Genomic DNA, 20817 nt, shown 5'->3' with positions numbered 1-20817 from the left:
ATCGGCGGCCCTGCATGCGCATCGGAATTGACCTCGGCGGCACGAAAATCGAGGTCTTGGCCCTCGACGATTCTGGCTCTGAACTGATCCGCAAACGCCAGCCGACGCCAGCAGGCGATTATGCGGGGACGCTCGACGTCATTGCGGAGCTCGTGGCTTTCGTCGAGGCGGCGACAGGCCGCAAAGGCAGCGTCGGCGTCGCCGCGCCCGGCGCGATCTCACCCGCGACCGGCCTCGTCAAAAACGCCAACAGCACGGTGCTGAATGGCAAGGCGTTTGATCGCGACCTTTCCGCAAAGCTCGGGCGGCCCGTCAAAATCGAGAATGACGCCAATTGCTTCGCGCTGTCGGAGGCCTCGGACGGCGCGGGGGCAGGGGTAAGCGTCGTCTTCGGCGTCATTCTCGGCACCGGCGTCGGCGGCGGCCTGGTCGTCGATGGCAAGCTTGTGTCGGGGCGCAACAGAATCGCCGGCGAATGGGGCCATAATCCGCTCCCATCCGCGCTTGACGACGAGCGGCCCGGGCCCGCCTGCTATTGCGGCAAATTCGGCTGCATCGAGACTTTTTTATCCGGCCCCGGCCTCGCCCGCGATTATTTTGCCCGTACCGGCGCGGCATTGACGGCCCATGAAATTGCCGCGGCCGCCGCGTCGGGCGAAACGGAAGCGGGACGTTTGCTTGCGCTCTATTGCGATCGTCTGGCGCGGGGCCTCGCCGGCGTCATCAATATTGTCGATCCCGATGTGATCGCGGTCGGCGGCGGCCTCTCCAATATCGACGCGCTCTACAGCGGCCTGCCGGAGCTGATTGCGCGCTATGCCTTCTCCGATCGCATCGACACAGCGGTGCGCCGCGCGGTGCATGGCGATTCGAGCGGCGTTCGCGGCGCCGCCTGGCTTTGGCCGATCGCGGCGCCCTGATCCATAAGCCATCGCCTCAAAAATTGAGGCGTGAAACGGCTCGCGACCGGCGTTTGCGCTCAACCGCCGAGCTCTTTGATGGCGTCGAAGGCTTGCGCCATTTCCTGCTCGCTGACGTCGTTTATCAGCGCGCTGCGAAACACGTCATGGCCATCGAGCCACGCCCGTTCGGCGCCGTGATCCTTGAGTGCGATCCGCAGTCCCTGGTTCAATTCGTAAATGCCCCAAGCGTAACCTGTGTCGCGCAGCGCGGCCTGCATGGCGTTCTGGATCAAGCTTCTCGCCGTCAGATGGATCGCCGAGACCGGAATTTCGACGGGCAGGCCCGCGAGCGCATCGAGGCACGCGGCTTCGTCGAAAGAAACATGGCTGCGGCAGGCGAGGGGCCGGATCGCGTAGATGAGGCAAATATTGTCGCCGACGAAGGGGCAAGGCGCGGCGAGCGCCATTCGGTCCAACTCGTCGAGCTGGCGCGTCGCGCGCGCGGCCGCGGCGATCCTGCGGCCCAGATCTTCGGCGGCTTTCCTGCGCTGCGATTTGATGGCCCGAGCGATCAGCAGAATTTCCGGGGCGGTCGCGACGACGCGGACAGCGCAGCAGGTCGCGCAGCCGCGGCGGCAGGCAAGCCCCGTCACATCGCCGCAGCTTTGATCGAGCGCCGCAAAACAATCTTCAAGCAGCCGGTCGACGACCACTTCCCTGACGCGCGGCCGCGTCAGCCGCTCGCTAAAGCCGCGGCGGAGCGCTGTGAAGAATGCGACAGGGTTTGACGGATCGGGGGACGGCATCTCACTCCCGCAGCGGGAAGGATATCAACCCGCCATAGCTATATAGAATTATATATCGCTTAAGTCAAAGCAGTGTGCTCAAAGGACGCATCGCCGTGATGGCGCCATGCTCCTTCTTCGATCCGTCCCGTTAGGGTTCGATCTCGCGATTTGATTTGGTGAGTCAAACGGAAAGCGGATTTGGTGGAGCCAGACGGAATCGAACCGACGACCTCTTCAATGCCATTGAAGCGCTCTCCCAACTGAGCTATGGCCCCATCGCTTTCGAGCTTCCGCGTCATCCGGTTGGGCTGGATGACGAACGCGGCGTCGCGCCGCGCCGCCGCGTCTTTCGCGCGGCGGGAAGGGCCGCTGTATAGCCGCATCCCTAAGGGCGCACAAGCTGAAAGATCACGGCTCCAAAATCACGGCTCCTCGTCGTCCTCCCGGTCTCCGTCGATCAGATCGCCGACGTCGTCGCCGTCTTCCTCTTCCTCAAGGAACGGATCGTCGGCGACCTCGATCTCGACGTCCTCGTCGACAGCGACGACGAGCTTGTCGGCGTCGGCCTCCGCGTCGACCTCCTCCAGCGACACAAGCTCCGCGGGGGCCGCTTCTTCATCGTCATCGGCGGCGGCGGCCCTTTGCGCCGCGCGCGAGAGCGGCGCGCCCTGGAAAACGGTTCCGCACTTCGGGCAGACAATCGGATTTTTATTCAAATCGAAAAAGCGCGTGCCGCAATTCTGGCATTGGCGCTTGTTGCCGAGTTCTGGTTTGGCCACGGACTTACCTCTTGCAGGGAAGGGACTTCAAAAGGCCCCTCGCAACTGTCGGTCCGGTTAGTGTTCGCGGGCGCGCATGTCAAATAGAAGTTGAGCTTGGCCTGCGGCCTTTGATGACAAGGCGTCCGGCGCCATGCTAACCAGCGCCGCAACGGCCAGCCTTTCTCGGCGGCGCCGTCTCCGGCTTCGGGCTGCGGCAAAAGAGGATTTTATGGAGGTTGCGACAAGCCGGCTGACGGCGGAACGAAGCGGGCCGCTTGCCGGCCGCATCAAGCCGCCGGGCGACAAATCGATCTCGCACCGCGCCCTGATTCTGGGCCTGCTCAGCGTCGGGACGACCGAGATTACCGGTCTGCTCGAAGGCGAGGACGTCATCCACACGGCGAAAGTCTGCGGCGCCCTCGGCGCGCGCGTCGAAAGACTGGCGCCGGGACGATGGCGCGTCGAAGGCTGCGGCATCGGCTCGCTGCTCCAGCCGGAAGAGACGCTTGATTTCGGCAATTCCGGCACCGGCATGCGCCTGATGATGGGCGTCGTCGCCGGCCATCCTATTACCGCAACGCTCGACGGCGACGCTTCGCTGCGCACGCGGCCGATGCGGCGCGTGCTTGACCCGCTCATGATGATGGGCGCGCAAACGCTGTCGCAGGCGGAAGGCGGCCGCTGCCCGATCATCCTCAAAGGGACGGCCGAACCAATTCCGATCGTCTACAAATCCCCCGTCGCATCTGCGCAGATCAAATCGGCGGTGCTGCTCGCCGGCCTCAATTCTCCGGGCGAGACCTCGGTGATCGAACCGGAGGCGAGCCGAGACCATACCGAGAAGATGCTGCGCTATTTTGGAGCGGCGCTGAAGGTCGAGCCGTTCGGCGAGAACGGGCGCAAGATCACGCTGCAGGGCAGGCCGGAGCTTAAGCCCGCGCCGGTCGCGGTGCCGGGCGACCCGTCATCGGCGGCTTTCGCGCTCGTCGCGGCGACGATCGTCGAAAACTCCGACATCGTCATCGAATCGATGATGATGAACCCGCTGCGCACCGGCCTTCTGACGACGCTGCTTGAAATGGGGGCCGATATCGAGATCATCGACCGCCGCGAGGAAGGCGGCGAGGAGGTCGCTGATCTTCGAGTCAGGGGCGCGGCGCTCAAAGGCGTCGACGTTCCGGCCGCCCGCGCGCCCAGCATGATCGATGAATATCCGATCCTCGCCGTCGCAGCCTCATTTGCGCGCGGACAGACGCGGATGCGGGGACTGGGCGAATTGCGGGTCAAGGAATCCGACCGGCTCGAGGCGGTGGCGGCCGGCCTTCGCGCCTGCGGCGTCGATCCGCAGATCATTGGCGACGATCTGATCGTCGAAGGCGGCGCGGAGGTTTCGGGCGGCGGCCTTGTCGCCACTCATCTCGATCACCGCATCGCGATGAGCTTCCTCATTTTGGGCCTCGCCGCGCAAAAGCCCGTCGCCATCGACGATGTCGGCATGATCGCGACAAGCTTTCCGGATTTTCGGGCGCAGATGGAGAGCCTCGGAGCGCGTTTTTCATGATTATCGCCATCGACGGGCCGGCGGCGTCCGGGAAAGGCACTTTGGCGCGACGGCTTGCGGCCCATTTTGGCCTGCCGCATCTCGACACCGGCCTGTTATATCGGGCGACGGCGCGCGCGCTGCTCGATCACGGCCATGACCTTTCCGATCGAGAGGCGGCGATTTCGGCCGCGCGAAGCCTTGCGCTGACCGATTTCGACGAGGCGGGGCTGCGCAGCCGCGACATGGCGGAAGCGGCCTCCGTGGTCGCCGCGATCCCTGAGGTGCGCGCTGCGCTGGTCGACATGCAGCGCCGCTTCGCCGGCCGTCCGGGCGGCGCGCTGCTGGACGGGCGCGATATCGGCACGGTCATCTGCCCCGACGCCGATTGCAAGATCTTCGTCACCGCAAGCGACGAAGCGCGCGCCACGCGCCGCGCCCTGGAATTACGCGGACGCGGCGAAAAGGTCGATTACGCCGCCGTGCTCGAGGATATCCGTAAACGCGATCTGCGCGATTCGAGCCGGGCCGCGGCGCCGCTCAAACCCGCCGACGACGCCGTGGTGCTCGACACCACCAAGCTCGACGTCGAAGCGGCCTTCAAGGCGGCGCTTGTCATCGTGGAAAGCGCGCACGATTCCCTCAGGGCCGGCCATCCGGCATTTTAAGCCTTCAAAAATCCGCCCTCATTGCGGGTCTAATTGCGCCCACGCCACGAGCGGCGAGACCGTTTTTGGCGAACTGTGTCCGCGGCGCCGTTTCGGCGCTGCAAAATTTGTTCTACATATTTGAGTTGATTGCGGAATTCTCCAGCCTCGCCCTGCGCCTTGCTTGGGCGCCAGCGCTGCCGCCGCATAACCGGGCCCTCATCAGCGGCTCCGGACGGGAAGATTGAGCGGATGATGCATTCGGCGTCGCCTCGAAGCTGTGCGAAAGCCGCCGTGCGCGGCTTTGCGGCCGGCGCTGCCCTGAAGCTCGAAGATGATCCAACGCAATATGGCGATTTTCCGCAGGATTTCTGGGCCACGGAGTTTGACGGCGCCGAGCTGAATTTTGCGGCGCGCGACGAATCTGGCGCCGGCGGCCTGAGCGACGCGGAGTCGGAAATCGCCGTCAGCGCGGATGACAGGCTCGCCGCCGATCGTCCGGCCGGCTCCTTCTTTGACAGAGGCGTGATCTTCGTGCTGGCCGCATCGCTTGTGGCGCATGCCTGCTTGCTGCTCGCTTTTCTCTGGGCAAGCCCCTGGGACACACCGCCCGAGGCGTCAAAGGAAACGCCGATCGAAGTCGTGATCGAACAACCAAAGCCCGACCCCGCGAAAGAAGCCGCTGCGAAGCAGTCCGCGAACCGGCAGGCTGCAAGCAAGCAGGCCGAAGCCAAAGCCGCGGAAGAACAGGCAAGGCAAGCCGCGGCCAAGGCGGCCGAGCAGGCCAAGGCTGCGGAGCAAGCCAAGGCGACGCAGGCGAAGCAACAGGCCGATCAAGCCGCTAAAGCGGCGGAGGCCGCTGAAGCCAAAGCCGCACGGGACGCCGCTGCGGCGAACGAGGCGAAAGCCGGGGCGGCTAAAGCTGAATCGGCTAAAGCTGAATCGGCCAAAGCCGAGGCGGCCAAAGCCGAGGCGGCAAAGGCGGCTCAGGCCAAGGCTGACGCGGCTAAGGCTGAAGCAGCCAAGGCTGACGCGGCGAAGGCTGAGGCGGCGAAGGCCGAAGAAGCCAGGGCTGCGCAAATGAAGGCTGCCGAAACGAAGGCTGCTGAAGCCAAGGCCGCCGCAACCAAGGCTGCGGAGGAAAAAGCCGCTGCCGCGCAGGCTGCAGCCGAAAAGGCCGAACAGGCGAAAGCGGCAAGGGCGCAGGCGAGGCAGGCCGAGCAGGCGAGCGCCGAGCAAAAACGCGCCGAACGGGCGGAAAAGAAAGCCGCGGCGGTGGCCAAGAGCGCTGCAGCCCGGGAGGCAGCGGCGGCCAGCGCCAATCGCCAGGGCGCGCCGCTGCAATCCGCCGGGTTTGGCGCGTCGAAGAGCGGGCAGGAGATGCAGCTTCCCTTCGACAACGGGCCGCCCATTTTCCGCGCCGTCGCCGTGCCTTTGCCGACCGAGGGCGGCGACGAACAGATGAGCTACAAGGTCATCGTGTTCGGCATGCTGGAGCGCGCCAAGCAATATCCGCCGGCGGCGCGCGAGCGCGGGGCGCGGGGCAGCGCCGTGGTCTCTTTTACGCTCGAGGAATCGGGCGAGCTCGCCAATGTGTCGCTAATGCGCTCAAGCGGCGATTCCGACCTCGATATCGAGAGCCTCGCGCTGGTTGCGAGAGCCTCGCCTTTCCCGAAGCCGCCGGAGGGGGCGCAGCGCTCCTTCGCCGCCGAAATCACTTTCGATCTGCGGGACGAACCCTGAGCCTTTCATAGCGGGGCGGCGCTCATGTTTCGTCTCCGATCGCAACGACGATGCGGCCGCGGATTTTGCCGTCGATGAGATCGCCCGCGGCGGCGATGGCGTCCTTGAGGCCGATGGTCGTCGTCATCGCGTCGAGCTTCGTGACGTCGATTTCCCGCGCGAGCCGGTCCCAGGCTTCGACGCGGTCGGCGATCGATCGGTAGACCGAATTAATGCCGACGAGCGTGACGCCGCGCAGGATGAAAGGCGCGACGGTCGCCGGAAAATCCATGCCTTGCGCAAGGCCGCAGGCGGCGACCACGCCATTTTCTTTCATCGCCGCGCATACATTGGCGAGCGTATGGCTGCCGAGGCTGTCGACCGCCCCGGCCCAGCGCGCCTTGGCGAGCGGTTTGCCGGGCGCCGAGAGCGTGGCGCGATCGATGATCTCATCAGCGCCGAGCTCGCGCAGATAATCGGCCTCCTGCGGCCGGCCGGTCGAGGCGACGACGCGGTAGCCGAGACGATCGAGGATCTGGATGGCGACGCCGCCGACGCCGCCGCCCGCGCCGGTGACGATGATTTCGCCGGCGCCGGGCGCAACCCCCTGCCGCTCCAGCGCCATGACGCAGAGCATCGCAGTGTAGCCCGCCGTGCCGAGCGCCATCGCGCGCGCTGCGCTCAATCGCTCGGGGAGCCGGATCAGCCAATCGGCGCTGACGCGGGCGCGCCCTGCAAGGCCGCCCCAATGCGATTCGCCGACGCCGAAGCCGTTGAGCAGAACGGAGTCGCCGGCTTTGAACCGCGCATCGCGGCTGTCCTCGACGACGCCGGTGAAGTCGACGCCCGGCACAAGCGGAAACGACCGCACGATCGGACCCCGGCCCGTGATCGCCAGCCCGTCCTTGTAGTTCAGCGTCGAATGGCTGACGCGCACCGTAACATCGCCCTCGGGCAGCCGGCTGTCGTCAAGCCGCGCGAGACTCGCCTTGCTGCGGTCTCCTTCCTTTTCGATCAGGATTGCATCAAACATCCTTCATCTCCCTTTCGCGCGGATGCGCCAGTCTGGCACGGATATGGATGACCACGGGCGGAGCGCTTTTCAAGAATTGATCACGCTCAACTTTGAATGGCATGCTGCGGCGCAAGATCACTTGGATTTTGCTCGTGTCCCGATCAGACGTCGCCTCCCGCGCGGCGGTCCCCAGGAAAACCGGCGATGAATTTGATGCAAGGACGCAGCGAGGCGTCTCCCGACTTGAAGTCCGACGAAATCAGCGCCGAAGATGTGTGGCGGATGCCGGCTGCGCTATTGCTCGCCCGTTTGTCGACGACGCCGGCCGGTCTTAGCGCTGCGGAGGCGGAGGCGCGGCTCGCGGCCGTCGGACCCAACGACGCCGCCGCCGTCAAACGATCGCCGCTTTGGCTGCAATTCCTGTCCCGCTTCCGCAACCCGCTGGTCATCATTCTGCTTGCGGCGAGCGGATTGTCCGCTGCGACAGGCGACATTCCGAGTTTCGCCATTGTGGTCAGCATCGTCATGCTGAGCATGACGCTTGATTTCATCCAGGAGGTCCGCGCGCAGAATGCAGTCGAGGCGCTTCGCCGGTCCGTGGCGGTAAAAGCGAGCGTCCGGCGCGATGGCGCAATCCTTTGCATTCCGATCGACAAAGTGGTCCCGGGCGACGTCGTCGAATTGATCGCCGGAGATCTCGTTCCGGCGGATTCTCGGCTGCTTGAAAGCCGCGATCTCTTCATCAACCAGGCGCTTCTGACGGGCGAGCCCTATCCGGCGGAAAAGCAGGCGACCGAAACGGCCTCGGGCGCCGAGAACCCCGCCGGGGCCGTGAACGCCGTCTTCGCCGGCACGTCCGTCATCAGCGGCTCCGCTACGATCGTCATCTGCCGCACCGGGGCGCGGACGGCGCTCGGCCATCTGGCGACGAGCCTTGCCGAAAAGCCGCCGGCGACTGCCTTTACGGTCGGCATCGGCCGCTTCGGCATGCTGATCATGCGCCTCACGCTGCTGATGGTGATCTTCGTTCTGGTCGTCAACGTCTGGTTTCATCGGCCCTTGCTGGAATCGCTGTTGTTCGCGCTGGCGCTCGCCGTCGGCCTGACGCCCGAACTGCTGCCGATGATCGTGACGGTCACGCTGGCCCGCTCGGCGATGGCGTTGTCCAAGCGCAAGGTGATCGTCAAGCGCCTCTCCGCCATCCACGATCTCGGCGCGATGGACATGCTGTGCACCGACAAGACGGGCACGCTGACCGAGGCTTCGATCAAGCTCGTGCATGTGATCGACGGGCGCGGCGCGGAAAGCGCCTCCGCTTTCGCTTATGCCTTCATCAACAGCCGTTTCGAGACCGGCATGAAAAGCCCGCTCGATGAGGCGATTCTCGCCGCTCAGCCTTTCGACATGGCGGGCTGGACCAAGATCGACGAAGTCCCCTTCGATTTCGAGCGCCGGCGCGTGTCCGTGCTGGCCGCCCACGAGGGGAAGCGGCGTCTCATCGTCAAGGGCGCGCCTGAGGATCTGTTGCGCCTGTCTGTGCGCTATGAATCGGCGAACGGCGAGGAGCAGGCCCTCGATCCGGAGACGCGCCGCGCATTCGAGGCCACTCTCGAAAAAATCGGCGCGCAGGGATTCCGCGCGCTCGGCGTCGCGAGCCATACCCTCGACGACGCCTGCCCAGCGGCCGCGATCGTCGATGAATGCAATCTTGTGTTTGCCGGCTTCGCTGTTTTCCTCGATCCTCCGAAGGCCAGCGCCGGCGCGACGATCAAGTCCATGGCGGATGCGGGCGTCGCGGTGAAGGTGCTGACCGGCGACAATGAAATTGTAAGCCGTCACGTCTTCAGCGAAATCGGCGTGCCGGTTACCGGCGTGCTGACCGGAGATGCGATGACGCATCTTTCCGACGAGGCGCTGCTGGGCGCGTTGCCGCAGGTCAATTTATTTTGCCGCGTCAACCCGCAGCAGAAGCTCCGGATCCTGCTGGCGCTGAAGCGGCTCGGCTATATCGTCGGCTTCATGGGCGACGGCATCAACGACGCGCCGGCGCTGCATGCCGCCGATGTCGGGATCTCGGTCGACGGCGCTGCCGACGTCGCGCGCGCCGCCGCCGATCTGATCTTGCTCGAACATGACCTGTCCGTCGTGCGCGAAGCGGTCGTCGGCGGACGCCAAACGGTTCAGAACGTGTCGAAATACGTCCTGATGGGGTCGAGTTCGAACTTCGGCAACATGTTCAGCATGGCGGGGGCCGCTTTGTTCCTGCCGTTCCTGCCGATGTTGCCGATCCAGATCCTGCTCAATAATTTGCTCTACGACGTGTCCGAGATCGCCATCCCGTTTGATGGAGTGGATCCAGAGGCCATCGCCTTGCCGGTGAGTTGGGATATCGGCTTTATTGAACGCTTCATGCTGGTGTTCGGGCCAGTGAGTTCGATCTTCGATTTTCTCACTTTCTACGCTCTGATTGCGGTGTTCGGCGCTGGCGAATCGCTGTTTCAGACCGGCTGGTTCATGGAATCGATGGCGACGCAGGTGCTGGTCGTGTTCGCCATCCGCACGCGCCGGCTGTTCTTCCGGAGCCGGCCGAACGGGTTTCTCGTCGCGATGGCGCTCGGGGTCGTCGCGGTGGCGATCGCGCTTCCGCTGTCGCCCATCGGTCATTGGTTTGGCTTTGTCGCGCCGCCGCCGCTCTTCTTCGCCTATCTGATAGGCGCGACGCTTGCCTATTTGGCGCTCGTCGAAATCGTCAAAGCCCTTTTCTACCGCGCCATGGCCGCTCCTTCGCCGCGCCGAGCTAGACCGCGATGACTTTGGAGTGCTTCATTCAAAGGTCATGCGGCAGGCATTCCCAACACCGCTGCGAGGAACTTCGAAAGAAGCATGACGTTCGATGGAAGAAAAGGGCGTCTGCCCACTCTGAATCTCCGCGCTCTGTCGACAATTACAGCGCTCGCTCGCGTGATTCATGAGCGTGGCAAATCCCTTCGAAGAGGAGCAGCATAATGAATAATCAAAGTTTTTCGGACGCAGCGAGCAATGTTGGCGACAAGATAAATAACGCCCTCGGGGACTTCGCGGACGACACGCTGCGCCAGGCTCGTGGAACGGTGGACCAAAGTGTCGACCAAGTCCAAAAAGCGTATGGGACGGCATTAAGTGAGACGAAGAGCTTTGCGTCAAATCAACCGATAATGGCTTTGGCGACGGCGATGGGCGTCGGCTTGATCTTGGGATTTGCGCTAGCGAGACGCTGATTTCGATCATGATGACGGCTGTTGCGCTCTTGGTCTCCAAGCGGCGTTTTAAAGCTGGTGGGGGGCGCCAGAATATTTATAGCGGCGTCCCAAATCCAACGCCCTCATAATAAGGAGGCCGGGAGGACCGTGTCGTCCTTCGACAGGCTCAGGACACGACGCCGTCAACAGTGCGCGGCCTACAAGTCCTGATGCCCTGCCGGCCGGAAGCGGCCGTCGGAACGTCATAGGCGGAGTGCAAGCAAAGCAAAAGAGCGGCGCGGAGAAATACAAGCGAGCCGCCGTCTCGTTTCATGCGTTGAGTTACTTGCCGATGATTATATTGGACTCATTAATCAAAGTGGTGACTTCATCGCCGGGCGACAGATTTAATAAATCAACGGCTTCGTTGGTGATCGACGAAGTAACCACGATCCCGTGACCCAAATCGATTCTCACATGCGCCGTGGTCACGCCCTTCTTGACGTCGACGACCTTACCTTTGATTTGGTTGAGCGCGCTAAGTTTCATGTTCCGAACTCCCTCGTCCGCCGTCGCCGAGGCGAATCCGGCAAGATCAGATGGAAGTGGAAGCTATATCCTTTCCGACATAGATGCGAGTCGCAAGGCGCAATTGAAGGCGCTCGATCATCCAGAAATTTCCGACAGCTCTTTGAGCAGCCGGTCCCGATTCGCCATTTGCGACGCCAAGATCTCCTCGAATTGCTCGAGCATTTCTTTCGCCTGTATGGCGTCCTGGCGCTGGCGCTCGAATAAATCGACGATCTGCCGCTGATTCGCGACGAGCTCCTCGCTCCGCGCGATCGCATCTATCGCCGCTGACAATTGTTCCAATAGCTCTGCTTTGTTCATGCCGCGGCCTTAGCACCCGCGGGAGAGCGCCGCCGCCGAATGGATCAAGACGCGACGAATTGCCTCAATTGCGCGAGCGCCGGAGGCTACGTCAGTTCAAGGACGCTCAAAGGGAATGCCGGTTTCCCGCAGGTAGTCGATGAAGCGACGGTCGACCAATTTGGCGACCGCCTTCTGGGACTTCGGCCCTTCAACGAGTTGCCGCTGTTCCGCCTCTTTCGCATCATGCGTGGCCAACCGCGCCTTCCAGGCGTCGAAGGCTTGCTCGATGCTCTGCTCGAGACTGGCGTCAAACCGAATCCATTGCACGGCTATCTCCCGGTCCGCCGACTTGACAAGCGAAACTGCCGCGGCGGCCGGCCAAGATGGAAAGTATAAGCGAAGCCTTCAAAGCATTGGTCGGAGTGAGAGGATTCGAACCTCCGACCCCCTCGTCCCGAACGAGGTGCGCTACCAGGCTGCGCTACACTCCGACATTGGCCGGCAATTGACGCCGGCCGCTTTGGCTGAGGTCTTATAGCCACCTCATTCCCGGGCGGCAAGGGCGAAACCCTGCTTATTGCGCTCGTCGAGACCGCGGATTTTTATGGGAAGGGAAGCGCGACAAAGCGCATTTCTCCCTGGCCATTGGCGACGAGAAGCAGCGCCGACTTCTTGCCGTCGTCCTTCAGCTTGGCGACTTTCTTGGCGACGTCGGCCGGCTCCTTCACCGGCTCCTGATTGATCTCCATGATCACGTCGCCGGGTTGGATGTGCTTTTCCGCGGCGCCCGAATCCGGCTCGACATCGGTCACAATGACGCCGGCGGCGACGCTCTGTTTGATCGAATATTTCCGGCGCGCGCCGTCATTAAGCCCTGAGAAGGCCATGCCGAGCGCGCGCTCCATCGAGGCGTTGGCCGCCGGCGGCTTGTCGTCGTCGCCGGGCCTGACGGTCAAGGCGGCCTTTTGCTTTTCATTGTCCTCGAGCCGGCCGAGCTTGATCGTCTTAGTGATCTCCTTGCCTTGCCGCAGCAGCACCACTTCGACATCCTTGCCGACTGGCGCGGAGGCGACGATCTTGGGCAGGTCGTGGGATTCCTTGATCGGCACGCCGTCGAATTTCAAGATGACGTCGCCAGCCTCGATCCCGGCTGCCTTAGCCGGTCCCTTGTCGTCCGCGCCGGCGACCAGCGCGCCCCGCACCGAGCCAAGGTTCAGCGTTTCTGCGATCGTGTCGTCGACGTTCTGGATCCGGACGCCGAGCCATCCGCGCCGCGTCTCGCCAAATTTCTGCAGCTGATCGATGACCGGCGTCACAGTCGCAGCAGGCGTCGAGAAGCCGATACCGATCGATCCGCCCGAGGGCGAGAGGATCGCGGTGTTGATGCCGACGACCTCGCCGGCCATGTTGAAGAGCGGTCCGCCCGAATTGCCCTTGTTGATCGCGGCGTCCGTCTGGAAATAATTGTCATAGGGGCCGGAATCGATGTTCCGTTTCAGGGCGGAAATGATTCCGGCGGTGACAGTGCCGCCAAGGCCGAACGGATTGCCGACGGCGATGACCCAATCGCCAACGCGCATCTTGTCGCTGTCGCCGAATTTGACCGCCTTCAGCGGCTTGTCGGGCTTCACTTTCAGGACGGCGACGTCGACTTTCGAATCCTTGCCGAGGACTTCGGCCTTCAGTTTCTGTCCATCGGTAAAAATCACCGTGACGTCATTGGCGTCGGCGATGACGTGATTATTGGTAATGATAATGCCTGACGGATCGACGACGAAGCCTGAGCCGAGCGAATTCGACTTGCGCTCGCGCGGCGCGCGCGGCGTGGGTTGGTCCGGCCCGCCTTGGCCTTGCTGGCGGCGGCGGAAGAACTCCTCGAACAGATCATCGAAGGGCGTGCCCGGCTCAAGCTGCGGAGCCCCGCCCGAGCGCTTTTCGTCCATCGTCTGCGTCGCCGAGATGTTGACGACTGCGTCGCTGACGTCAGCGGCAAGATCCGCTAGGGAGTCCGGTCCCTTCGCATAGGCCGGCGGCGCGCCGAGCCCGGGCGCGACGGACGCGGCTCCAAACATGAGCACGGCGGCAATGGCGAGCAGGGAGCAGGCGTTTCGCGGAGCGGCCCCGCCGGCGGCAGACGCAATCGCGCCGCGCCGCGCAGTCTTGAACAGGCCCATGGGCGGTTTCTCCTTCATGTGATGGCAGCGCGCCTGTTCCGGGCGAAGCGGTCGTCCTTTTGACGAATGGACCCGGTATATCTGCGGTTGTGACGCAATGGAGCGGAAAGGGGCGTCGAAATCCAGCAAAACTTCGTGAGGGAGCAGGTCTGGCGTTTCCGGCCCTAGCCGCGAGATCGGCAGCATTGCAGGCTTGGCCTGCCTTTACGCTGAACGAGCGGCGTCGGACCGGCGGACGAGCTTAGCCCACCGCTCAAGCCATTGGATGATCACGACGCGGCGGAAAACGCCGCGGCGTTGAAGCACAATGCCAAGCGCGGCAACATTTTTTTGCCCGACATCGTGCTCTAAACGCTTCTCACGCTTATGATTTCGGACCTCTTCGGTTCAAAATCATCGGTGTCTAGGGGCTCGAGGCCGAAGCGGGCGCCGGCTCCTTGGCGACGGGCGCGACGGCCTGCGCCCGCTCGCCGGAGGGGGAGCCGAAAAACCGGAAAAACTCCGATTTCGGGCTGATCACCATCCGCGTATCGCCCGATTGCAGCCCGGTCTCATAGGCCTGCATGGAGCGGAAGAAGGCGAAAAAGTCCGGGTCCTTGCCGAAGGATGCGGCGAAGATGCGATTTCGTTCGGCGTCGCCCTCGCCGCGCGTCTGGTCGGCCTGCCGCTGCGCCTCGCCCTTCAGCACGACGACGTTCCGGTCGGCGCCGGCGACGATCTTCTGCGCCTGCTCAGAGCCTTGCGCGCGGAACTCCGCCGCCTCTCTGGCGCGCTCGGTCTGCATACGGCTGTAAACCCGCTCCGAAATCTGCCTTGGCAGATCGGCGCGGCGGATGCGGACGTCGACCGCTACGATGCCGAGGCGGGAGCCTTCGGCTTCGACCTGATCCCTGATCCGCGCCATCAGACTGGCGCGGTCGTCGCGCACGATCTGGGTGAGATTGGCTTCGCCGAGCACGCGGCGCACCGCCGAATTCAGCACGAAGCCGAGCTGGCTGTTGGCGCGCTCGATGGTGCCGACCGTCTGGTAAAATTTCAGCGGATCGACGATGCGGTAGCGCAGGAAGGAATCGACCTCGATGCGCGTATTGTCGGAGGCGAGAACCTCCTGCTTCGGCGCTTCAAGGTCGAGAATGCGGTTGTCGAGGTAAACGACGTTCTCGATGAACGGAATTTTGAAGTGCAGTCCCGGTTGGGTCACGAGGCCGCGGCCGGCGACCGGCTCGCCGAAGCGCAGCACCAGAGCCTGCTGCGTCTGCTGGACGGTGAAGAGGGATCCGGTCGCAAGGACGAGCAGGATGACGGCGGCGGCGATGATCGCGAGAGCGGAGACGCTTCTCATTTATGCGCTCCCTCGGTCGCCTTGCCGGTGAGCGCGCTTAAGGGCAGGTAGGGGACGACGCCGGAGCGGTCGCCATCCTGATCGACGATGACCTTGTCCATGCCGCCGAAGACGCGCTCCATGGTCTCGAGATACATGCGTTCGCGGGTCACGCCGGGCGCCTTCTTGTATTCGTCGTAGATTTTGTCGAATCGCGCGGCCTGGCCGGTCGCCTCGGCGACGGTCTGCAGCCGATACCCTTCGGCTTCCTGAATGGTCGCGGCGGCCTTGCCTCGCGCCTCCGGCACCACGCGATTGGCGTAGGCTTCCGCCTCGTTGCGCATGCGGTTCTGATCCTGCTGCGCTGCGGTCACGTCGCGGAAGGCGGCGATGACCTGCTCCGGCGGATCGACCGACTGCAACTGCACCTGCAGGACCAGCACGCCCGCCTTATATTGGTTCAGGATGCGCTGCATGAGCTCCTGCACGGCGGGCTCGATGACTTTGCGCTCGGCGGTCAGAATGCGCTGAATCTGGCTGCGGCCGATGACTTCGCGCATCGCGCTTTCGGCAACGGCCTTCACCGTTTCTTTCTGGTTTGCGATATTGAAGGCGTAATCCTCCGGCCGCACCGGATCGATCTGCCAGATGACCACGAATTTGACGTCGGCGATGTTTTCGTCGCCCGTCAGCATCAGGCTTTCCTCGGGGAGATCGACCGAGGTGCGCATGTCGGGCCGGTAAGTGAAGCCGACATTGATGGTGCTGCGCGTGGTGACGGGGAGCTTTTCGACCTCGCCGATCGGAAACGGCAGATTATAGTTGAGGCCCGGCCCGGTCTTGCCGGTGTAGCGGCCGAAGATCTTGTTGAGGCCGACTTCGCTCGGCGCGACCGTATAGAAGCCCGACAACAGCCAGACGCCAATGCCGATCAGCGCCAAGGCGAGAATGCCGCGCCCGCCGGTAAAGCCGCCGCCGGAGCCGGGCATCCAGCTTTTGATCCGCTCCTGTCCGCGCCGCAGCAAATCCTCGAAATCCGGCTGCTGCGGGGAACTCGGTTTTTGTCCCCACGGTCCGCTGGGTTTCCACGAACCGCCGCCACCGCCATCACTGATCCACGGCATGAAACCTCATTTGTGCATATTTGAAGACCGCCCTTTATAGGAGCGCGCCCGCGCCAGCACAAATCGGAGCCACGGCCGCCCGGCGCTGGAGCCGAGGCGAACGCCGGTTCATTACGTAAATTTAAACTTCCGCTCGAAGCGGACGAAGGCGAATTTTGCTTCGTCTCCTGCCTGCGGCTCGGGGGTAAGCCGCTCCGTCTCGATCCAGTCGGACCAATTGACGGCGGGAAACAAAGCGTCGCCCGGCGGCGAGGCCTCGACCAACGTCAGATACATGCGCTCGACGCAGGGCAGCAGCGCGGCATAGAGTTCGCCGCCCCCGGCGAGGATGATCTCATCGGCGCCCATAGCCGCGGCGCGGGCTTTGGCAAGGCTCAGCGCCTCTTCGAGGCTGAAAGCCAGATGCACCCCTGCGGGCGCGGCGAAATCTTTGTCGCGCGTCACAACGATCGTCTCGCGGCCCGGCAAAGGGCGCCCGATCGAAGCGAATGTCTTGCGCCCCATCAGCAGCGGCTTGCCCCAAGTCAGCGTGCGGAACCGCTTGAGGTCGCTCGGCAGCCGGAAGGGCAGGCGATCGCCGGCGCCGATGACGCCATTTTCACCGAGCGCCGCGACAAGCGCGAGAGCGGCGCTCATGGTTTTGGCGCGCCGGCGCCAAGGCGCAAGAGCGCCTCGTCCTCCACGCGGCAGATGCGCCATTGATCCATCAGCGTCGCGCCCATGGATTTGTAGAAGCGGATCGACGGCTCGTTCCAGTCGAGCACGGACCATTCGAAACGGCCGAGATTTTCAGCGACGCAAAGGCGCGCGACATGTGCGAGAAGCGCCTTGCCGCAGCCTTTGCCGCGAAAGGCCGGGCGCACGTAAAGATCTTCCAGCCAGACGCCATGGCGGCCGCGAAAGCTCGAAAAAGTGTAGAACCAGAGCGCGAAGCCGGCCGCTTCCCCATCCCATTCGGCGACAGCGGCGAAAACGCGCGGCGCGTCGCCAAACAGCGCAGCGAAGATGTCCTGCTCGCCGGCATGCATTTCGGCGGATAGATGCTCATAGTCCGCGAGCTCGGCGACCAGGGAAAGAATCAGCGTGCAATCCTCCGCTCTCGCGGGGCGGATTCTTGCGCGCGGGTTGTTCAAAGCCATGAGGTCAGACGCTCCGTTTGGCGCGGGGGCCGAAGAAGATCGCAAGGCCCGCCCCGACGATGAGGCAAGAGCCGATAATTGTCCGCAGCGTCGGAATTTCCGCAAAAATCACGACGCTGAACAGGCTCGCCCAGAGCAGCGCCGTATAGCCGAAGGGAGCGATGACATTGGCGGGCGCCGCCGCAAAGGCGCGAATGATGCAGAAATGGCTGGCCACTCCGAGGACGCCGAGCAGCGTCATCAAGGCGAGATCGCCGGGCGTCGGCCTCACCGCGACGAAGGGCAGAAACAGCGCGCAAAACACGGTTCCGGCGATGGCCGTGTAAAACAACGTCGTCAGCGGCGCGTCAGCCGTGCGCAAAAAGCGCGTGGCGATCTGATAGAGCGCATTGGTCAGCGCCGCCATTAAAGGCAAAATCATCAGCGCCGAGACGCTAAACCCGGCGCCGACGACGATAATCCACACGCCCGCGAGGCCGATGAAGACGCTGATCCAGCCTGTCAACGAAACTTTCTCGTGGAGGACGACGATCGAAAGCGCGGTCACCAGAACAGGCGCGACCCAGACCACTGCGGAAAAATCGAGGAAGGGCATGATTTTCAAGGACAGCATGCCAAACAGCGTATTGGCGAGCAGGAAGCTCGACCGGGTGAGCTGAAGCGCGGGCCGGCGGGACCGCAGCAGCCGCGGCGCGCGCAGGGCGAGAAAAGCGCCGACAAGGGCGAAATGGACGAAATAGCGTCCGAAGGCGATTTCCGTCGCCGGATAATGGGCGAGCAGGATGCGGGCCGTCGAATCCTGGCACACAAACAGGAGCGTCGTCAGCAGCATCCAGAGAATGCCGGAGGCAATCGAAGCGCTGGCGCCGGGAATCGGCGTCAAGCCGGGCAGATCGCTCTGCGTGGATGCTGAAGGCGCCATGGACCTCGACCGCGGCGGCAGAAGCCGCCGCTTCACGCCTATAGCTCATTGCGCCGCCGGCTGAAAACGCCGCGCCTGCGTCAAACCGCGACAGGCGCCTTGATCACCGGATGAGGGTCGTAATTTTCGAGGCTGAGATCCTCGAAGCGGATATCAAACAGCGATTTGACGTTGCCGTTGATGCGCAGCCTGGGCAGCGGCCGCGGATCGCGCGAAAGCTGCAGCTTCGCCTGGTCGATGTGATTGAGATAGAGATGCGCGTCGCCGAACGTGTGCACAAAATCGCCCGGCGTGAGCCCGCAGACGGAGGCGACGAGTTCAGTCAAAAGCGCATAGCTGGCGATATTGAAGGGCGCGCCCAAGAAGGCGTCGCCGGACCGCTGGTAGAGCTGCAAGTCGAGCCGCCGCGTTCCCGTCGAATCGTCCCGCACGTTGAACTGGAACAGGCAGTGGCATGGGGCCAGCGCCATCGCCGGCAGGTCGGCCGGGTTCCAGGCCGAGACGAGCAGCCGGCGCGAAAAAGGATCGCGCTGGATCTCATCGATCACATTGGCGATCTGGTCGATCGTGCGTCCGTCCGGCGCCTGCCAGGACCGCCATTGCCGTCCGTACACGGGGCCGAGATCGCCGCTGTCATCGGCCCATTCGTCCCAGATGCCGACGCCATTGTCCTTCAGATAGCCGATATTGGTGTCGCCGCGCAGGAACCAGATCAGCTCATGCACGATCGACTTCCAGTGCAGCTTCTTTGTCGTCACCAGGGGAAAGCCGGCGCCGAGGTCAAAGCGCATCTGATAGCCGAAGATCGAAAGCGTGCCGGTGCCGGTGCGGTCCGGTTTGCGGACGCCCTCGCGCAGGATCTTGTCGATGAGATCGAGATAGGCCTGCATGGTCCGATCCTTCGTTGTGGATTCGCCCCGCGGATAGCACGATCTAGCTGGGCCCGGCGGGCGCATCAAGCTCGGCGGCCGGCGCAGCGCCGGTGCGTAGCGGGGAAAAGCCTGTCCTCTGCGGAAAATGCGCCGACCGCGTCGAAGGCTTTGTAATTTGGGCGTTTCACTCTATATTCAATGTGCCGCCTCAAAGCGGCTATGGCGATAAACGACGTCGGAATAAGCTCTTTGGACCCGGGGGCGGTACCCGGCGCCTCCACCCAAGCCCGTCGCGATGATTTGCGGCGGGCTTCGGCGGGGGCGAAATAGGTTCGACAGGGAGTGTAAAGGACTGTCTTTTGCCCGGCATTGTACCGCCGTTATCGGGCTATTCTTATAGTTGCCAATGACAACTATGCTCCGGTCGCCGTCGCCGCGTAATGCGGCGTTAGCACCGAAATCAAGTCCTTGGGGGTAGCACTTCAAGGCGGGGCTCGGAGGCGCCTGGCAACAGAAGCCTCCACTTTCTTTTTCTCCCATTTTTGTTTAAGGCAGATGCCTACGTTTGTGTTCGTCACGGGAGCATGACGCCGAAAAGTCGCAGGCTTTTCGGAGGCGCGTCATTTTTCTGACTCTTGGAATCGAGCACATGTGCGATTTTGAATCGATTCAACCCAAAATCTTCAGGAAAAAAGATGTCATGCCGGGGGTTCGATGGCCGCTGATCTGATCCGGTATGATATTCTTGTGCAGGAGGCGCTGCGCGGAGTCGTCCGTAAAGTGCTCGCCGATATGGCGCGCGAAGGATTGGTCGGAGAACATCATTTCTACATCACCTTCCGCACCAACGGGCGCGGCGTGCGGCTGTCCGCGCGCATGCGAGAACTCTATCCCGAGGAGATGACGATTATCCTGCAGCATCAATTCTGGGATCTGTCGGTGTCGGAGCACGCATTCGAGGTCGGGCTTTCGTTCAAGAACGTTCCCGAGATGCTGCTCGTGCCTTTTGACGCCGTCACCCGATTCTCTGACCCCGCCGCAGGCTTCGATCTCGAGTTCAAGCTGGATGAGGCTGTGGAGACGAGCGCCAACGACGCCGGATCGCCTGTCGAGGGAGATGCTCCCGCGCTTTCGCTTCCGGAGAAGGCGTCGCTGCAAGGCGCCGAGTCAGATGCAAAGGTCATAAAAGAAATGAACGTTACCTCAGCAGGCGAAGACAAGATCGTTTCAATCGACAAATTCCGTAAGAAGACCTGATGCCCAATATCGTCAACCTGCGACTGTTCCGGAAGAGGCGCGCGCGCGAAGACGCAGCGGACGCCGCGGAGCATGCGCGCGTGAGGGCAGGGCTCGCCAAGACCGAGCGGAGCGCCGCCGAAAGGCTGTGCGCCCAGGCGAAACTGCGGCTCGACGGTCATCTGCTGGAGCATCTTTCGCTCGAACCGGTTCGGTCCGACGGAGGAGATCCGACCAAGGTGGTGTGCAGCCGATCCATCGGCGCCCGGACGACGGGTCCGGCGGATGACGCCGCCGCCCGATGAGCGCCGCGCCGCTCGATGAGGGCGCGCGCGATCTGCGCTCCAACGTCAAACATTCCTTGACCATCGCTGGGCATAGAACGAGCATTTCGCTCGAACGCGCCTTCTGGGAGCGTTTGAAGCGGATCGCGGCCGAACGCGGCTCCTCGCTTGCCGCCTGCGTCGCAGAGATCGACGCCGCGCGCGGCAGCGCCAATCTATCCTCGGCGATCCGCGTCTATATTCTTCAGTCGGCGCTTTCGCCCGAAGCTGGCGAATAAT

22 protein-coding genes, 2 tRNA genes and 1 other RNA gene are annotated in these 20817 nt (G+C 63.3%); 10 read left to right on the top strand and 15 right to left on the bottom strand.

Translation table 11 applies throughout. The features are described 5' to 3' along the window. The first annotated feature begins 14 nt into the window (after positions 1–14). On the top strand, positions 15–920 hold the full coding sequence (locus MSIL_RS03150; protein WP_012589660.1) for an ROK family protein: 906 nt from the start codon (positions 15–17) through the stop codon (positions 918–920). A 59-nt stretch (positions 921–979) separates the two neighbouring features. On the opposite strand, the gene MSIL_RS03145 is transcribed toward MSIL_RS03150, so the two are convergent. The 3 genes from MSIL_RS03145 to MSIL_RS03135 form a co-directional block, all read right to left on the bottom strand. Continuing rightward, the gene (locus MSIL_RS03145; RefSeq protein WP_012589659.1) at positions 980–1708 is read right to left on the bottom strand and encodes a YkgJ family cysteine cluster protein; all 729 of its coding nucleotides are present in this window, start codon (positions 1706–1708) and stop codon (positions 980–982) included. 181 nt (positions 1709–1889) lie between these two features. Continuing rightward, positions 1890–1965, bottom strand: a tRNA-Ala gene (locus MSIL_RS03140). A 147-nt stretch (positions 1966–2112) separates the two neighbouring features. Then, complete coding sequence (locus MSIL_RS03135; protein WP_012589658.1) at positions 2113–2469, bottom strand: TIGR02300 family protein; 357 nt, start codon at positions 2467–2469, stop codon at positions 2113–2115. Positions 2470–2680: 211 nt separating this feature from the next. On the opposite strand from MSIL_RS03135, the gene aroA reads away from it, so the two are divergent. From aroA to MSIL_RS21585, 3 genes are all read left to right on the top strand, one after another. Beyond that, the gene (gene aroA / locus MSIL_RS03130) at positions 2681–4012 is read left to right on the top strand and encodes a 3-phosphoshikimate 1-carboxyvinyltransferase (protein ID WP_012589657.1); all 1332 of its coding nucleotides are present in this window, start codon (positions 2681–2683) and stop codon (positions 4010–4012) included. After that, a complete protein-coding gene (gene cmk, locus MSIL_RS03125; protein ID WP_012589656.1) occupies positions 4009–4659 on the top strand; it encodes a (d)CMP kinase in 651 nt (216 codons plus the stop codon). Before aroA ends, cmk begins: the two co-directional genes overlap by 4 nt. 231 nt (positions 4660–4890) lie before the next feature. Then, positions 4891–6381 (top strand): energy transducer TonB, encoded by a 1491-nt coding sequence (locus MSIL_RS21585; protein ID WP_049768087.1) that lies wholly within the window; start codon positions 4891–4893, stop codon positions 6379–6381. A 22-nt stretch (positions 6382–6403) separates the two neighbouring features. Here the strand turns inward: MSIL_RS21585 and acuI are convergent, their stop codons facing one another. Then, positions 6404–7393 carry an acrylyl-CoA reductase (NADPH) gene (gene acuI, locus MSIL_RS03115; RefSeq protein WP_012589654.1) on the bottom strand — a complete coding sequence of 330 codons (990 nt, stop codon included), beginning with the start codon at positions 7391–7393 and terminating at the stop codon, positions 6404–6406. 186 nt (positions 7394–7579) lie between these two features. On the opposite strand from acuI, the gene mgtA reads away from it, so the two are divergent. After that, complete coding sequence (gene mgtA, locus MSIL_RS03110; protein ID WP_012589653.1) at positions 7580–10186, top strand: magnesium-translocating P-type ATPase; 2607 nt, start codon at positions 7580–7582, stop codon at positions 10184–10186. 194 nt (positions 10187–10380) lie between these two features. Then, the gene (locus tag MSIL_RS03105; RefSeq protein ID WP_012589652.1) at positions 10381–10632 is read left to right on the top strand and encodes a hypothetical protein; all 252 of its coding nucleotides are present in this window, start codon (positions 10381–10383) and stop codon (positions 10630–10632) included. 303 nt (positions 10633–10935) lie between these two features. On the opposite strand, the gene MSIL_RS03100 is transcribed toward MSIL_RS03105, so the two are convergent. The 11 genes from MSIL_RS03100 to MSIL_RS03050 form a co-directional block, all read right to left on the bottom strand. Continuing rightward, the gene (locus MSIL_RS03100; RefSeq protein WP_012589651.1) at positions 10936–11142 is read right to left on the bottom strand and encodes a TOBE domain-containing protein; all 207 of its coding nucleotides are present in this window, start codon (positions 11140–11142) and stop codon (positions 10936–10938) included. Positions 11143–11259: 117 nt separating this feature from the next. Continuing rightward, positions 11260–11484, bottom strand: coding sequence for a hypothetical protein (locus tag MSIL_RS03095; RefSeq protein ID WP_012589650.1), 225 nt, complete (start codon positions 11482–11484; stop codon positions 11260–11262). A gap of 96 nt (positions 11485–11580) precedes the next feature. Then, positions 11581–11793, bottom strand: coding sequence for a hypothetical protein (locus MSIL_RS20515; RefSeq protein ID WP_012589649.1), 213 nt, complete (start codon positions 11791–11793; stop codon positions 11581–11583). Between the two features lie 87 nt (positions 11794–11880). Continuing rightward, positions 11881–11957: transfer RNA gene (locus tag MSIL_RS03085), tRNA-Pro, on the bottom strand. A 111-nt stretch (positions 11958–12068) separates the two neighbouring features. Beyond that, positions 12069–13640 carry a Do family serine endopeptidase gene (locus MSIL_RS03080; protein WP_012589648.1) on the bottom strand — a complete coding sequence of 524 codons (1572 nt, stop codon included), beginning with the start codon at positions 13638–13640 and terminating at the stop codon, positions 12069–12071. A 403-nt stretch (positions 13641–14043) separates the two neighbouring features. After that, a complete protein-coding gene (hflC, locus tag MSIL_RS03075) occupies positions 14044–14982 on the bottom strand; it encodes a protease modulator HflC (protein ID WP_012589647.1) in 939 nt (312 codons plus the stop codon). Continuing rightward, positions 14979–16085, bottom strand: a complete 1107-nt coding sequence (gene hflK, locus MSIL_RS03070) for an FtsH protease activity modulator HflK (RefSeq protein ID WP_012589646.1) — start codon at positions 16083–16085, stop codon at positions 14979–14981. Before hflK ends, hflC begins: the two co-directional genes overlap by 4 nt. A 111-nt stretch (positions 16086–16196) precedes the next feature. Then, positions 16197–16721, bottom strand: a complete 525-nt coding sequence (locus MSIL_RS03065; protein ID WP_012589645.1) for a dihydrofolate reductase — start codon at positions 16719–16721, stop codon at positions 16197–16199. After that, positions 16718–17224: a GNAT family N-acetyltransferase gene (locus MSIL_RS03060; protein ID WP_012589644.1), complete on the bottom strand. Its 507-nt coding sequence runs from the start codon at positions 17222–17224 to the stop codon at positions 16718–16720. Before MSIL_RS03060 ends, MSIL_RS03065 begins: the two co-directional genes overlap by 4 nt. Positions 17225–17228: 4 nt before the next feature. Next, positions 17229–18146, bottom strand: a complete 918-nt coding sequence (locus tag MSIL_RS03055) for a DMT family transporter (RefSeq protein WP_012589643.1) — start codon at positions 18144–18146, stop codon at positions 17229–17231. An 80-nt stretch (positions 18147–18226) separates the two neighbouring features. Next, positions 18227–19036: a thymidylate synthase gene (locus MSIL_RS03050; protein ID WP_012589642.1), complete on the bottom strand. Its 810-nt coding sequence runs from the start codon at positions 19034–19036 to the stop codon at positions 18227–18229. A gap of 145 nt (positions 19037–19181) precedes the next feature. Between MSIL_RS03050 and ssrA the strand changes: the two genes are divergently transcribed. The 4 genes from ssrA (at position 19182) to MSIL_RS03035 (ending at position 20816) form a co-directional block, all read left to right on the top strand. Continuing rightward, positions 19182–19543, top strand: a transfer-messenger RNA (tmRNA) gene (gene ssrA / locus MSIL_RS20510). Between the two features lie 189 nt (positions 19544–19732). Further along, positions 19733–20275, top strand: a complete 543-nt coding sequence (locus tag MSIL_RS03045; RefSeq protein ID WP_012589641.1) for an SspB family protein — start codon at positions 19733–19735, stop codon at positions 20273–20275. Further along, positions 20275–20559: a DUF4169 family protein gene (locus tag MSIL_RS03040; RefSeq protein WP_012589640.1), complete on the top strand. Its 285-nt coding sequence runs from the start codon at positions 20275–20277 to the stop codon at positions 20557–20559. Before MSIL_RS03045 ends, MSIL_RS03040 begins: the two co-directional genes overlap by 1 nt. Continuing rightward, positions 20556–20816: a ribbon-helix-helix domain-containing protein gene (locus MSIL_RS03035; protein WP_012589639.1), complete on the top strand. Its 261-nt coding sequence runs from the start codon at positions 20556–20558 to the stop codon at positions 20814–20816. The genes MSIL_RS03040 and MSIL_RS03035 overlap by 4 nt, the downstream gene beginning before the upstream one ends. Position 20817 lies beyond the last annotated feature (1 nt).

This window comes from Methylocella silvestris BL2, from assembly GCF_000021745.1.
Classification (GTDB): Bacteria; Pseudomonadota; Alphaproteobacteria; order Rhizobiales; family Beijerinckiaceae; genus Methylocapsa; species Methylocapsa silvestris.
This window is presented reverse-complemented; position numbering and strand designations above follow the sequence as displayed.